The 12,142-nt window shown below is 72.4% G+C and carries 13 protein-coding genes; 8 read left to right on the forward strand and 5 right to left on the reverse strand.

Going from position 1 to position 12,142, the window contains the following annotated elements; all coding sequences use genetic code 11:
- The first annotated feature begins 5 nt into the window (after positions 1 to 5).
- Positions 6 to 932, forward strand: coding sequence for a PDR/VanB family oxidoreductase (locus tag QRO03_RS10025; protein ID WP_285137361.1), 927 nt, complete (start codon positions 6 to 8; stop codon positions 930 to 932).
- 81 nt (positions 933 to 1,013) lie between these two features.
- Here QRO03_RS10025 and QRO03_RS10030 read toward each other — a convergent pair whose 3' ends face one another.
- The 4 genes from QRO03_RS10030 to solA all read right to left on the reverse strand — a co-directional run bounded on the left by QRO03_RS10030 (position 1,014) and on the right by solA (position 5,341).
- Positions 1,014 to 2,480 (reverse strand): amidohydrolase, encoded by a 1,467-nt coding sequence (locus QRO03_RS10030; RefSeq protein WP_285137362.1) that lies wholly within the window; start codon positions 2,478 to 2,480, stop codon positions 1,014 to 1,016.
- Positions 2,477 to 3,505: an ornithine cyclodeaminase gene (ocd, locus tag QRO03_RS10035; RefSeq protein WP_285137363.1), complete on the reverse strand. Its 1,029-nt coding sequence runs from the start codon at positions 3,503 to 3,505 to the stop codon at positions 2,477 to 2,479. The genes QRO03_RS10030 and ocd overlap by 4 nt, the downstream gene beginning before the upstream one ends.
- Entirely contained in the window at positions 3,502 to 4,146 is a 645-nt protein-coding gene (locus QRO03_RS10040; protein ID WP_285137364.1) for an FMN-binding negative transcriptional regulator, read from the reverse strand. Before QRO03_RS10040 ends, ocd begins: the two co-directional genes overlap by 4 nt.
- Positions 4,147 to 4,207: 61 nt before the next feature.
- The gene (gene solA / locus QRO03_RS10045) at positions 4,208 to 5,341 is read right to left on the reverse strand and encodes an N-methyl-L-tryptophan oxidase (protein WP_285137365.1); all 1,134 of its coding nucleotides are present in this window, start codon (positions 5,339 to 5,341) and stop codon (positions 4,208 to 4,210) included.
- 136 nt (positions 5,342 to 5,477) lie between these two features.
- Between solA and QRO03_RS10050 the strand changes: the two genes are divergently transcribed.
- Complete coding sequence (locus QRO03_RS10050; protein ID WP_285137366.1) at positions 5,478 to 6,935, forward strand: IclR family transcriptional regulator domain-containing protein; 1,458 nt, start codon at positions 5,478 to 5,480, stop codon at positions 6,933 to 6,935.
- A 40-nt stretch (positions 6,936 to 6,975) separates the two neighbouring features.
- A complete protein-coding gene (locus QRO03_RS10055) occupies positions 6,976 to 7,824 on the forward strand; it encodes an alpha/beta fold hydrolase (RefSeq protein ID WP_285137367.1) in 849 nt (282 codons plus the stop codon).
- A gap of 99 nt (positions 7,825 to 7,923) precedes the next feature.
- Here QRO03_RS10055 and QRO03_RS10060 read toward each other — a convergent pair whose 3' ends face one another.
- The gene (locus QRO03_RS10060) at positions 7,924 to 8,820 is read right to left on the reverse strand and encodes a DUF808 domain-containing protein (protein WP_285137368.1); all 897 of its coding nucleotides are present in this window, start codon (positions 8,818 to 8,820) and stop codon (positions 7,924 to 7,926) included.
- A 242-nt stretch (positions 8,821 to 9,062) separates the two neighbouring features.
- Between QRO03_RS10060 and QRO03_RS10065 the strand changes: the two genes are divergently transcribed.
- Genes QRO03_RS10065 through QRO03_RS10085 form a run of 5 tightly spaced genes read left to right on the forward strand, consistent with a single transcriptional unit; the run spans position 9,063 to position 11,938 of the window.
- Positions 9,063 to 9,653, forward strand: a complete 591-nt coding sequence (locus tag QRO03_RS10065) for a molybdopterin-dependent oxidoreductase (RefSeq protein WP_285137369.1) — start codon at positions 9,063 to 9,065, stop codon at positions 9,651 to 9,653.
- The gene (locus QRO03_RS10070; protein ID WP_285137370.1) at positions 9,650 to 10,387 is read left to right on the forward strand and encodes an FAD-binding oxidoreductase; all 738 of its coding nucleotides are present in this window, start codon (positions 9,650 to 9,652) and stop codon (positions 10,385 to 10,387) included. The genes QRO03_RS10065 and QRO03_RS10070 overlap by 4 nt, the downstream gene beginning before the upstream one ends.
- Positions 10,387 to 10,683 (forward strand): DUF6510 family protein, encoded by a 297-nt coding sequence (locus QRO03_RS10075; protein ID WP_285137371.1) that lies wholly within the window; start codon positions 10,387 to 10,389, stop codon positions 10,681 to 10,683. Before QRO03_RS10070 ends, QRO03_RS10075 begins: the two co-directional genes overlap by 1 nt.
- Positions 10,680 to 11,396 (forward strand): hypothetical protein, encoded by a 717-nt coding sequence (locus tag QRO03_RS10080; RefSeq protein ID WP_285137372.1) that lies wholly within the window; start codon positions 10,680 to 10,682, stop codon positions 11,394 to 11,396. The genes QRO03_RS10075 and QRO03_RS10080 overlap by 4 nt, the downstream gene beginning before the upstream one ends.
- Positions 11,393 to 11,938: a hypothetical protein gene (locus QRO03_RS10085; protein ID WP_285137373.1), complete on the forward strand. Its 546-nt coding sequence runs from the start codon at positions 11,393 to 11,395 to the stop codon at positions 11,936 to 11,938. The genes QRO03_RS10080 and QRO03_RS10085 overlap by 4 nt, the downstream gene beginning before the upstream one ends.
- The last annotated feature ends 204 nt before the right edge of the window (positions 11,939 to 12,142 follow it).

Raw genomic sequence — 12,142 nt, forward strand, 5'->3', positions numbered from 1 at the left:
GACTCATGCCCCTGGTGGTCCGCGAGATCACCCGCCAGACGGCCGACATCGTCAGCCTCCGCCTCCAGCACGTCGACGGATCCCCCCTCCCCGCGTGGCGACCCGGTGCCCATATCGACCTGCAGCTCGTCACCCGACACGAGCGGCAGTACTCGCTCTGCGGCGACCCCGACGACGCGACGTCGTACCGCATCGCCGTGCGACGCGAGGAGCTCTCGCGCGGGGGGTCGCACTACATCCACGCGTTCCTGCGCGAGGGCGGCACCGTGTGGGTGCGCCCGCCCCGCAACCTGTTCGAGCTCGGCGAGGCGCCCGCGTATCTGCTGCTGGCCGCCGGGATCGGTGTGACCCCGATCCTCTCGATGGCCCGCCACCTGGCATCCGTCGGCGCCGACTGGCGCATGATCGTCGCCGCGCGCCACGCGGACGGGGTCGCCTTCGCCGACGAGATCGCCGCGCTCGGGCACCGCGCCGAGGTGCATGTCAGCGGCACCCGGGGACGCCTCGACCTCGCGGCCGTCATCGGGTCGATCGCACCGGGCACCGACGTCTACGCGTGCGGCCCCGCCGCCTTCACCGACGCGCTGCTCGATCTGACCCCGATGCTGCCGTCGGGATCCGGCATCCATCTCGAGCGCTTCGAGCCGCGTCGACGGGCGTTCGCACCGAACGAGCCCTTCACGGCGACCGCGGCCCGCTCGGGGGTGACGGTCGAGGTGCCGGCCGCGCGGTCGCTGCTCGAGTCGCTGCGGGGCGCCGGGGTCGCCGTGAGCGGATCGTGTCTGCGCGGGGTGTGCGGCTCGTGCGCGCTGCCGGTGCGGGAGGGTGCGGTGGAGCATCGTGACTCGCTCACGACCGACGACGACTCGCGCACGATCTACCCGTGCGTCTCGCGCGCCCGGGCGGGTTCGTCCCTCGTCCTCGACGCCTGACGTCGCCCGCGGCCCCCGGCGAGACCGGGCACCGGTGTCGAGGGTGTCGCCCCGCCGCGCGGGCACGGCGACACCCTGCGCCTACACCCCGGCCCGGTGCGTGAACCGCCCGCCGAGCAGGGTCGCGGCCACGGGCATGTCCCGCAGCGCATCGCGATCGGCGGCGTAGGGGTCGTGATCGGTCACGACGAGGTCGGCCGGCTGCCCCACCGCCAGCGTGCTGCGGCTGCTCGCCGCCAGGGCGACCTCGAGGGGCAGACGCTGCTCCGGATGCCACGCCTCGCGGTCGCCGCGACTGCGCGCCGTCGCGGAGGCGATGGCGTGCCACGGGTCGAGCGGCGCGACGGGGGCGTCGGAGCCCAATCGCAGCGCGGCCCCCGATCGGTGCAGCGACCCGAAGGCGAAGGCCCGCGCCGTGCGTCCGGCCCAGTGCAGGTCGGCGATGTCGCGGTCGTCCATCGCGTGCTCCGGTTGCACGCTCGCGATGAGACCGGCCCGACGGAACCGCGGGAAGTCGGCGTCGCGGACGAGCTGGGCGTGCTCGATGATGCCCGGCATCCCGAGCTCCTCGAAGACCTCGATCACCTCGGTGTTCGCGCGGTCGCCGATCGCGTGGACCGCGGGCAGGATGCCGCCCTCCTTCGCCCGCACGAGCAGTCGGCGCAACTCGTCCACGGGCACGCTCCGCACCCCGCACCCGTGCTCGGCGTGCGGGTCGGCACCGGGGTACGGGTCCCAGCACAACGCCGTGCGGGTGTTGAGGGAGCCGTCGACGACGACCTTCAGCCGCCCCATGGTGACGAGGCCATCGGCATCGAGGGGGTCACCCGTCCGCAGCCCCGCGGCCAGGGCCTCTTCGAGCCGGTCGGGCCACACCGACGCGTCGACGCGCAGCGCGCGCACGCCCGCGGAGACCCGCTCGGGCCACTCACGGAAGTTCGGCACGTTCTCGTAGTCGACGATGCCGACGACCCCCCGTCGGGCGGCCGCCTGGGCCACCTGCTCGTACGCCTCGAGAGGGATGGACGCCGCCTTCTGGAAGCGTTGGAGAGAGCCGATCCAGTCGGCCTCCGAGACGACGCCGCCGGCATCGGGGTGCAGACCGAACCGCTCCGCCCCGCGCGAGTTCATCCACCCCGCGTGCAGGTCACCGCTGACGAGCATCACCGGGTCGTCGGGGAACGCCTCGTCGAGAGCGCGGAGCGAGGTCGGCGTCGACCAGAGGCCGTCGCGGTAGCCGTAGCCGACGAGCACGCCGTCGGTGCGGGGCGCTCCGGCGGCCATCGCGCGCCGCACGACGTCCACGACCTCTTCGGGACTGCCCGTACCGCCGACATCCACCCGCCGGCTCGAGATGACCCACTGCGTGAAGTGCACGTGCGCGTCCCACAGGCCGGGGCCGACGAAGCGGCCGTCCAGGTCGAGGACCTCGCTCTCATCCGGCGCCGAGCCGGCGGGGGCGATCGCGACGATGAGGCCGTCGCGCACGACGACGTCGACCGGTTCGCCTCCGTAGGGGCGGACGGAGCGCAACGTGAGCGCGCTCATCGCGACGGCACCGGGGCGCCGACGAGGCCGAAGAGGTCCTTCGGATCGTCGGGGGCGGCCACGAGGTCGATCTCGAGCGCGAGCTCGGTGCCGGCTACGCTGTCGCGCAGGAACCGCAGGGCCGAGAAGTCCTCGATCGCGAAGCCGACCGAGTCGAACACCGTCACCTGGTCGACGGAGGTGCGGCCGGGGGTGCGACCCGTCAGCACCTCCCAGAACTCGGTCACCGGGAAGTCCGCGGCCGCGCGCTGGATCTCTCCTTCTATGCGCGTCTGCGGCGTGTACTCGACGAACACCGACCCGCGGGAGAGGATCGCCGGGTCGAGCTCGGTCTTGCCGGGGCAGTCGCCGCCGATCGCGTTGATGTGCATGCCGGATGCCACGTCGGCATCGCTCAGCACGGTCGCCGCCGTCTTGTCGGCGGTGCAGGTCGTGACGATGTCGGCGCCCCGGGCGGCTTCGGCGGCGGAGTCGCACACCGTGATGTCGAAGCCCAGAGGTGCCAGATTGCGCACCAGCTTGGCGCTGGCGGCGGGATCGACGTCGAAGACCCGGAGCCGGTCGACCCCGAGTACGCCGCGGAACGCCAGCGCTTGGAACTCGGCCTGGCTGCCGGCGCCGATCATCGCCATGATGTCGGAGTCGGGGCGCGCCAGCCGGCGGGCGACCATCGCCGACGTCGCCGCCGTCCGCAGCGCCGTCAGCAGCGTCATCTCCGACAGGAACACCGGATACCCGTTGTGCACGTCGGCGAGCACGCCGAACGCGGTGACCGTCTGGTAACCGCGGCCGGGGTTGAAGGGGTGCCCGTTCACGTACTTGAAGGCGTACGTGTCGGGGTCGCTGATCGGCATCAACTCGATCACGCCGAACGGGGTGTGGCTCGCCATCCGCTCGACCTTGTCGAACGACGGCCACCGCCGGTAATCGGCCTCCAGGTAGGCGACCATGTCGGTCATGAGCCTCTCGGCCCCGTGCGTGGCGACCCAGCGCACCATGGCATCCACGCCGACGAATCCGGTCATCGTTGTTCTCGTTCCTTTCGGGGGCGGATGGTGTCCATCCGGTCGGCCAGGGCGGGGTTGGCGTACGGGCCGGGGCGGCGAAGCGCCGCGACGATACGGTCGACGAACTCGTCGGGCTTGTCCTGACTGAGCTTCTGCTTGGCGTCGAACCGCGCCACCGGAAGGCGGAAGCCGACCGTGCCCCGCACGATCCGTTCGGCGTAGGCGGTGTTCTCCCGGCTCCGGTGCATCAGGAAGGGATTCGGCAGCGGCGCCTCGAAATGCGCCACGAGCCGGTCGAGGACGGCGAGGTTGTCGTCGTCGGACAGCAGTTCCGGGATGCCGTGCAGGTGGGCGACCACGAAGTTCCAGGTCGGCACGGCGGGCGAGACGTCGTACCAGCTCGGCGACACGTACCCGCTGGGCCCGGAGACGATGACCATCACCTCGCGGGCGCCGAGCTCGTGCAGGGCCTCGTCGGGACGCCCCACGTGGCTCACCAGCGCGAGCTCCTCGACGGTGTCGTCGATCAGCACCGGGTAGTGCGAGGCGACGAGGCCGCGGCGCGGCACGTGGCTCACCAGGGTCGCCCACGGGTTCTCGCGCACGAGGGCGCGCACCGCATCGACGTCCTCGAGCGCGTAGTCGGCGTCGTGTCTCATCACTGCACCCCCGAAGCGCACATCGGCACCGGGTCTCGTCGGCAGATTCGCATGCTCGTCCTCACATCGCCGGGGCGACGGTCGCGTCGACCGCGAACGCCGTCAGGTCGTCGGTGGTCTCGCCGCCCAGCGCGAGTTCCGCGAGCGCCAGCCCGATCGCGGGCGTGAACTTGAACGCGTGGCCGGCTCCGAGCGCGACGACGATGTCGGGCTGCTCGACGAGAGGGCCGATCAGGAAGCGGCGGTCGGGCGTGAGGGCGTACTGGCAGGTGACCGTGCGCAGCAGCGGACCGCTGCCGGGAAGGGTCGCGGTCAGGAACGCCGCCAACTCGGCCGTGCGCTCCGGAGACGGCACGAACGTGCGTTCCGCGGGCGTCATGTGGATCTCCGACACATCGCGCGCCGCCTTGACCGTCGGCTCGCCATAGGTGGGGAAGCCGTAGAAGCACTCCTCGTCCTCCCAGATCCAGACCGGGAAGCGGTCGCGGTCGAACGCTTCGGGCGCACTCGGCGCGAAGTAGCTCACCTGTTCCTGCATGACCTCGAGGGGGATGCGGATGCCGAGGGGCTCGAGCAACTCGTTCGTCCAGGCGTCCGCGGCGACGACGACGCGTCGCGCGCGCACGTCACCGCCGGAGGTGCGCACGACGACACCGCCGGCGTCGGGCAGGAGGCGGTCCACGCGGGTGCGATCGCGCAGGTCGGCGCCGCGCATGCGCGCGTGCATCTGCAGGGTCGCGACGGTGCGCGCGGCGTGGGCGATGCCCGAGTCGGGGGTGTAGACGCAGGTCACCCCCGTCGGTACGACGAACTGCGGCCACCGTCCGCGGACCTCGTCGGGGCCGAGGAGTTCGAAGGGCACGCCGCTCTCCGACAAGCTGCGCGCGAAGTCGGCGGCGTCGTAGGGTCCGGTGTCGGGGATGAACACCACTCCGCCCGTGACCGTCAGCAGGCGCTCGCCGGTGGCCGCCTCGAGTGACGCCCACTCCCGGTAGGCCGCCTGGGCGAAGCGCACGTACGCGGCCGAGCCGTACGACGTCCGCACGATCCGCGAGGTGTCGTGCGAGGCGCCTCGCACGTGGCCGAGCTCGTACTGCTCGAAGGCGACGACGCGCGCGCCGCGGCCGGCCAGGTGGTACGCGGCCGCGCTGCCGAGGGCGCCCAACCCGACGACGGCGACGTCGAACTCCTCCATGACGGATCCTTCCGGGTGGCCGGACGGGCGTCCGGCGAATACCGGCAATTATTCGAACCGCCCGTCGCGGCCCTGTTACCGTCGCACTCAGCCGCAATTTCCCATCGTCGACTTTGCAGATTCAGGAGCGGATGCCGTGAGCACGCGTATCGAGCTGGCCGTCGCCGTGCTGCGCGCGGTCGCCGGCCGGGTGGACCCGACCGTGCCGCTCCCCCTGTCTCGACTGACGGCGACGATCGGCGCGAGCCTCAGCACCACCTCTCGCCTGTGCGCCGAGCTCGCGGAGGTCGGCCTGATCGAGCGGGCCGAGGCGTACGGCACTTTCCGTGTGGGCGCACGCGCGATCTCGCTCTCCGGTCGGGCCGCCGCGGCGCTCGGACCGACCGTGCACTACGAGCTGCACCGCCTCGCGCAGGACACCGCGGAGACCGTCGTGCTCGCCGCGCCCGAAGACGGCGGAGTCCGCATCACGGCCTCCGTGGCCTCGGGGTGGACGCTGCACGTGCCGGCCGCGGTCGGCGACCGGATCGACGACCCCCGCCGAGCCCTCGTGCGCGCCCTGTCGATCGACGGTGCCGACGAGGCCGTCGTCGAATCGGAGACGGGGCGCGCCGTCGAGATCGCGGTCGCCCTCACCGCGCCCGACGGCCGCCGCGTCGGAGTGCTCGCGGTGGCACTGCCGGTCTATCGCGCGGCCCGCGCCCGACCGCGCATCCGGCGCCTGCTCGCCGATGCCCGACGCGCGTTCGAGCGGTCGCTCGATCGGGCGCACCGTCCGCCGACGCCCGAGCCCGAGCCCCGACCGTCCGTCCCCGACCGCGCGATCGAGGCGGCCGTGCGAGTGGTGGAGACCGTCGCCCGGGCCCCGGGGAGCGCCTCGGCCGTCGCCGCCGCGACCGGAATGCGAGGCGACCGTACCCGCCGGCTCGTCGACGCCCTCGTGCGGACGGGCCTGCTCTCCCGCGACGCCGAGACCGACTCCCTCCATGTCGATCCCGCGATCCACGCGTGGCATCGCGCGGCGTTCCTGCCGACCCTCGCGCAAGGGGGTCCGGGCCGCACGTCCGCGACCGCCCAGCGGGTGGGTGCGTGCGTGTTCGTCACGACCCTCGTCGGCATGCGCAGCTTCACCGTCGTCGAGCACATCGAGCCGCTCGGCGAGGGACTCCGCATGGCGCCGTGGCTCGGCCGCCCGCATCCGCTCGTGGGGTCCGACGGCGGGCCCACCCTCGCGATGGACTTCGACGCCGCGCAGCTCGCCGAGCTCTTCCCCCGCCGCCACGGCGCCGCCGAGTACGCGCGCTTCGTCCGCCGCGTCGGGAGGGTCCGCGACGAGGGAACGCTCACGATGCGCTCGGTCGACGAGTTCGGCATCACCTCGGTGTCGGCGCCCGTCCGCGACGCGGCGGGTCTGGTCGCTGCGGCCGCGTGCATCGTGGGAGCCACCGAAGACGTCTCCGCGCGCCTGCCCGAGCTGCGCGAAGCGGCCCGCGAGCTCGCCGCCGCGCTCTCACGCGACCTCGGCGCGACGTACGCGGCATCCATCCCCGCCGCAGATCGCATGGGCTCCGCGCCCATACCGTCGGTCCGCTGACACGCACTATCGTCGCTCGCAGCCCAGACAAGGACCCCGGATGCCGCACACCCCCGATCACGCGATCTTCTACGACACCGCCGGAGACGCCGCCGACCCGACGGTCGTCCTCATCGCGGGCGGCGGTGCCCAGCTCATCGCCTGGCACGTCGACCTCGTGGCCGCCCTCGTCGGTCGCGGGCTGCACGTGGTGCGGATGGACAACCGCGACGTCGGCCTCTCGGCCCGCTTCGGCGGTCCGGACGACATCGACGGCGGCTACGGGCTCGAGGAGATGGGCGACGACGTCATCCGCGTGCTCGATGATCTGGGGGTCGAGGCGGGGCACCTGGTCGGGCACTCGATGGGCGGGATGATGGCGCAGATGGTCGCGATCAGGCATCCCGCGCGCGTGCGCAGCCTGGGTCTGCTCTCGACCATCCCCGGCCGCGATCCGCGGTACATCCTGCACGACGAACGTCCCGAGCTCATGCGTCAGCCCGTCCGGTACACGCGCGAAGACGTCCGAGCGGGGGCGGCGGGTTTCGCCGCCTCCACCGCGGGCCAGCGCTACCCGCTCGACGTCGAGTGGAACGCGTGGGCGGCCGTCGAGGCGTTCGACCGCGGCTACGCACCGGAGGGCTTCTCGCGGCAGTGGTCCGCGCTGCTGCGCGCCCCCGAGCGACTCGACGCACTCCGGGCGGTCGACGTGCCCGCGCTGGTCTTCCACGGTCGCGACGACGACGTGCTGCACTGGAGTGCGGCCGTCGACATGGCCGAGGCCCTCACCCACGCCGAGCTGCAGGTGCACTCCGGCATGGGTCACTACATCGTTCCCGAACTCTGGCCCGAGCTCGTCGCCGGCCTCACGCGCACGGTCGCTGCGGGAGAGGCACGCGGCCACTCCTGACGCGAGGTGAGCCGGACGAACGCCCTCCCCACGTCGATGGCTCGGGAGACGCCTCCGCGTACGCGCGCCGATCGAGCGCGGGGCCCGGCGGCGCGCTCGTCAGTGCGCGGCGCCGGCGGGGTGCTCGCGCTTGACCGCGCGCGAGATCCCCATCACGATCGCGACGATGATCAACCCCAGCGCGAGGCCGAACACCGCCGAGATCGCCGTGTCGACGATCCAGACCACGACCGGTCCCGCCGCCTCGATGGCGTGGGTCACGACGTGCACGAGGTCGTAGGGACCCGACCACAGGGTCTCCGCGAGGTTCTGCACCACGAGGTGCCCACCGACCCAGAGCATGGCGACCGTGCCGATGATGCTGATGACGCGGAACACCGCGGGCATGGATGCCACGATCCGCACCCCGAACCGGCGGACGCCGCGCGAGGGGCTCTTCATCAGGCGCAGGCCCATGTCGTCGAGCTTGACCAGCAGCGCCACCGCGCCGTAGACGACGACCGTCATGGCGAGGCCGATGACGAGGAGGGCGCCCAGCGTCATCCAGATCCCGAAGTCCGGGTCGAGGCTCGACAGCGCGATCAGCATGATCTCGGTACTGAGGATGAGGTCGGTGCGCACCGCGCCCAGCACGAGCTTCTTCTCGTCGCGGGGTCCGTCGTCGTCGTGCGCGCCGTGGTGCACGCCGAACCACTCGAGCACCTTCTCCGCGCCTTCGAAGCAGAGGAACCCGCCGCCGATGATGAGGAGGAAGGGGAGCACCCACGGCGCGAAGGCGGTGAGCAGCAGGGCGATCGGGATGATGACGACGTACTTGTTGAGGATGCTGCCGAGTGCGATCTTCCACACCACCGGCAGTTCCCTCGCGGGAGTGAGGCCCTGCACGTACTGCGGGGTGACGGCGGCGTCGTCGATGACCACACCGGCCGTCTTGGCGCTGGCCTTCATGGCCGCGCTGAGGATGTCATCGACGACGGCGAGCAGACCGACCGACATGTGCGCTTCTCCCGGGGGTGAGGGATGCGGCGCGTGCACGCCGCGGGACAACGCTAGTGGGTGCGCGACGGCGCCGCGGCGGGGTGGCGGCCACGGTGAGGGGAGGAGATCCGGCCGGTGGAGGGGGGACGCCGGACCATCCGTCCTCCGTCGCGGGGACCTCCTCCCCTCGCCTGCCCCTGTCCGACCCCCGGACGGATGGCTAGGGTGAATCCACGCATCGACCCCGGCGAAGGGATGCCATGTCGTTCATCACCCGCGGCTTCGGAGGCCGCCGCCGTGAGCGCGATCCACGACTCCCTCCGGGGCAGAGCCTGGTCGGCGATTGGCCTGTGCTCTCCGCCGGTCCCACCCCCACCGTCGCCTCCGACTCGTGGGAGTTCGCCATCGGCACCGAGAACGGCGTGCACCGGTGGGATCGCGCGCAGCTGGAGGCCTTGGGAGTGGACGACGTCACCGTCGACATCCACTGCGTCACGCACTGGACGAAGCTCGACATGCCCTGGCGCGGGGTGTCGCTGGACCGCATCTTCGCGCAGGTCGAGACGGCCCACCGTTTCGCGATGGTGCACTCGTTCGGCGGCTACACCACCAACCTGGCCCTCGACGACCTGCTCGGCGGCAAGAGCTGGATCGCGTTCGAGGCCGACGGTGAACCGCTGAGCGCCGAGCACGGCGGCCCCGCCCGTCTGCTCGTGCCGCACCTCTACTTCTGGAAGAGCGCGAAGTGGGTGCAGGGTCTCATCACGATGCCGCACGACAAGCCCGGGTTCTGGGAGCAGAACGGTTACCACCCGCGAGGCGACCCGTGGCGCGAGGAACGATACGGGTGAGTCGCCGGAGCGCCGCGTGGCACGTCGCCACGGTCGTGAGCACCCGCTCCGAGACCGCGACGGCTCGACGCATCGAACTCGACGTCCCCACGTGGCCCGGCAACGACGCGGGGTCCCACCTCGACGTCCGCCTGACCGCGCCCGACGGCTATCAGGCGAGCCGCTCCTACTCGGTCGCCTCGTCGGGTGAGGGCACCCGCGTCGTGCTCGCCGTCGACGAGGTCCCGGAGGGCGAGGTCTCGCCCTTCCTCGTGCACGATCTGCGCGAGGGCGATCGTCTCGAGGTGCACGGACCCCTCGGGGCGTTCTTCGTCTGGGCCCCGTCGGACGACCCTGCTCCGGTGCAGCTCATCGCGGGCGGCTCCGGAGTCGTGCCGCTGTACGCGATGGCGGCCGCGCATTCGGAGAGCGACGACCCGGCGCCGTTCCGACTGCTGTACTCGGTGCGCTCCCCCGGCGACGTCTTCTTCGGCGACGAGTTGCGGGCCATCGCCGACCGCGGCGACCGCCTCCGCGTCGATCTCGTGTACACCCGCGTCGCCCCGCCGGGGTCGACCACAGCCCCCGGCCGACTGACCGCGGAGAGCCTCGCCGCCGCGGTCATCCCCGCCGACCGTGAGCCCCGGGTGTTCGTGTGCGGACCGACGCCGTTCGTCGAAGCCGTCTCGCGCTGGCTGATCGAGGCGGGGCACGCCGCGGCGCGCGTCCGCACGGAAAGGTTCGGAGGCTCCTGATGACCCTGCTCGACGGCAACGCCCTGGCCGGACGACTCGACGACCTTCTGGGATGGGATGCCACGGCATCCGGTGTCCGCTGCACGCGGTGCGGCCTGGAGGACCTGCTCGCGACGGCCGCGGTCTACGCGTCCGCGATGGGGGTGGTCGTGCGCTGCCATGCCTGCGATGCGGTCCTGCTCACCGTGGTCGACGGCCCCGCCGGGCGCTCGTGGATCGGGATGCCGGGTCTCAGCGCGCTGGAGATGCGCCGGCGCGGACGCGAGCCCGATGCCCCCTCTACACTGTGGCCGTGAGCGCCCCTCCCCCGGATGACGCCGCCGGCCGTCGTGATCGATCTCCGCGCGCGGCACGCACCCGCGTGCTGGCGATCACCGACCGCGTGCCGACGGGGTGGTTCGCCGGCATCCTCACGGCGCTGTTCCTCTCCGTCACGGCCGTGTTCGGCGGCCTCTCCGCCGTGGCCGTCCCGCCCGTGCCCGACATCGCCGCGGGCACGGAGCACCGCAACGATCAGTTCGCCCTCACCGTGGAACGCGCCGTACTCATCGACGAGCTGCCCGGTTCGGGCACGTCGGTGTCGGACGGGCAGCGGGTGCTGGCGCTCGTGGTGAGTGTCGAGAACGTGTGGGACCGCGCGCTTGCGGCGTCCGGCGATGCCGGCGTGGCCGACGCGGTGAGCGTGGCCGAGCTCGGCGGCGCGACGGCGAACGCCGTCGCCCGGATCGACGATGCCACTGTGGCGCCGTACCTGCAGCCCGGGGTCCCCGCGGAACTCGTGCTCACGTGGGCGGTCGACCCCGCGACCTTCGCCGCGGGCGACGTGCTGCACGTGGACCTGCTCGACTTCACCTCGTACACGGGACAGCTGGTCACGTACGGCGAGTCCTGGATCGACCCGGTGGTCGGCGCCCGCACCACGGTCGAGATCAGCGATGTCGGGGCGGGGGCGGACTCCGCCTCCGGCTCGGAATCCGGCTCCGGCTCGAGCGAGGAGTCGTCGGGATGAGGCCGTGGGCGGTGTGGGCGATCGGCGCAGCGCTGGTGGCCCTTGCGTGGGGCGTGGTGCAGATCACCCCGAGCGACGATGCGGCCACGGAGCCGTTCGCGGTGCCGGTGGCCGTGGGCGAGACCGCTCTGGCGCGCGCATTCGAGGTCTCGGTGACCGATCCGCGACTCGGCACGCGCGCCACAGCCGGATCGTGGTCCGCCGAGGGGACGTGGCTGGTCGTCGACGTCACCGCCACTGCTCGGTACGACGAGATGAACGCCCTTCTTCTCCACGCGGAGTTGATGGTGGACGGTGTCGCCTACCGGGCGAGCGAGCGGCCCGCGTCGATCTTCCGGCAGCCGTTGGCGGTCGGCGTCCCGCGTTCGGGCAGCCTCGCGTTCGAGCTTCCCGCCGCCGCCGTCGACCGCACGGGCTCTCTCACGCTGGGCCTCAGCGACGACACGAGGTTGGACTCGCTCGTCGAGGTTCCGATCGACCTGGGCTCGCTGACACGACAAGCCGACGTCGAACTGACCCCCACCGGATGGGCGACCCCATGACCGCGCGGTGGTGGCGGCGAAACGCCGTGGCACTTGCGGCGGTGGCCGTGCTGCTGCCGACCACCGCGGCCGTGGTCGGTGGCAACGAGTGGTGGAGCGCGAATCAGGCCGACCCGGTCTTTCCCACGACGGTCGACGCCGGCGCGACCGTCGAATACGGCGGCGCGACCTGGGGTCCCGCGCGCTGGGGCACGGTCGCAGCGG

It is taken from the genome of Microbacterium sp. lyk4-40-TSB-66 (genome assembly GCF_030209475.1).
Taxonomy (GTDB): Bacteria; Actinomycetota; Actinomycetes; order Actinomycetales; family Microbacteriaceae; genus Microbacterium.

Bases quoted from the DNA above. Each gene is read 5' to 3' on its own strand.
- QRO03_RS10025 (WP_285137361.1), top strand. From the start codon at position 6: ATGCCCCTGGTGGTCCGCGAGATCACCCGCCAGACGGCCGACATCGTC.
- QRO03_RS10030 (WP_285137362.1), bottom strand. From the start codon at position 2,480: ATGAGCGCGCTCACGTTGCGCTCCGTCCGCCCCTACGGAGGCGAACCG.
- QRO03_RS10065 (WP_285137369.1), top strand. From the start codon at position 9,063: ATGTCGTTCATCACCCGCGGCTTCGGAGGCCGCCGCCGTGAGCGCGAT.
- ocd (WP_285137363.1), bottom strand. From the start codon at position 3,505: ATGACCGGATTCGTCGGCGTGGATGCCATGGTGCGCTGGGTCGCCACG.
- QRO03_RS10055 (WP_285137367.1), top strand. From the start codon at position 6,976: ATGCCGCACACCCCCGATCACGCGATCTTCTACGACACCGCCGGAGAC.
- QRO03_RS10085 (WP_285137373.1), top strand. From the start codon at position 11,393: ATGAGGCCGTGGGCGGTGTGGGCGATCGGCGCAGCGCTGGTGGCCCTT.
- QRO03_RS10075 (WP_285137371.1), top strand. From the start codon at position 10,387: ATGACCCTGCTCGACGGCAACGCCCTGGCCGGACGACTCGACGACCTT.
- QRO03_RS10060 (WP_285137368.1), bottom strand. From the start codon at position 8,820: ATGTCGGTCGGTCTGCTCGCCGTCGTCGATGACATCCTCAGCGCGGCC.
- QRO03_RS10040 (WP_285137364.1), bottom strand. From the start codon at position 4,146: ATGAGACACGACGCCGACTACGCGCTCGAGGACGTCGATGCGGTGCGC.
- solA (WP_285137365.1), bottom strand. From the start codon at position 5,341: ATGGAGGAGTTCGACGTCGCCGTCGTCGGGTTGGGCGCCCTCGGCAGC.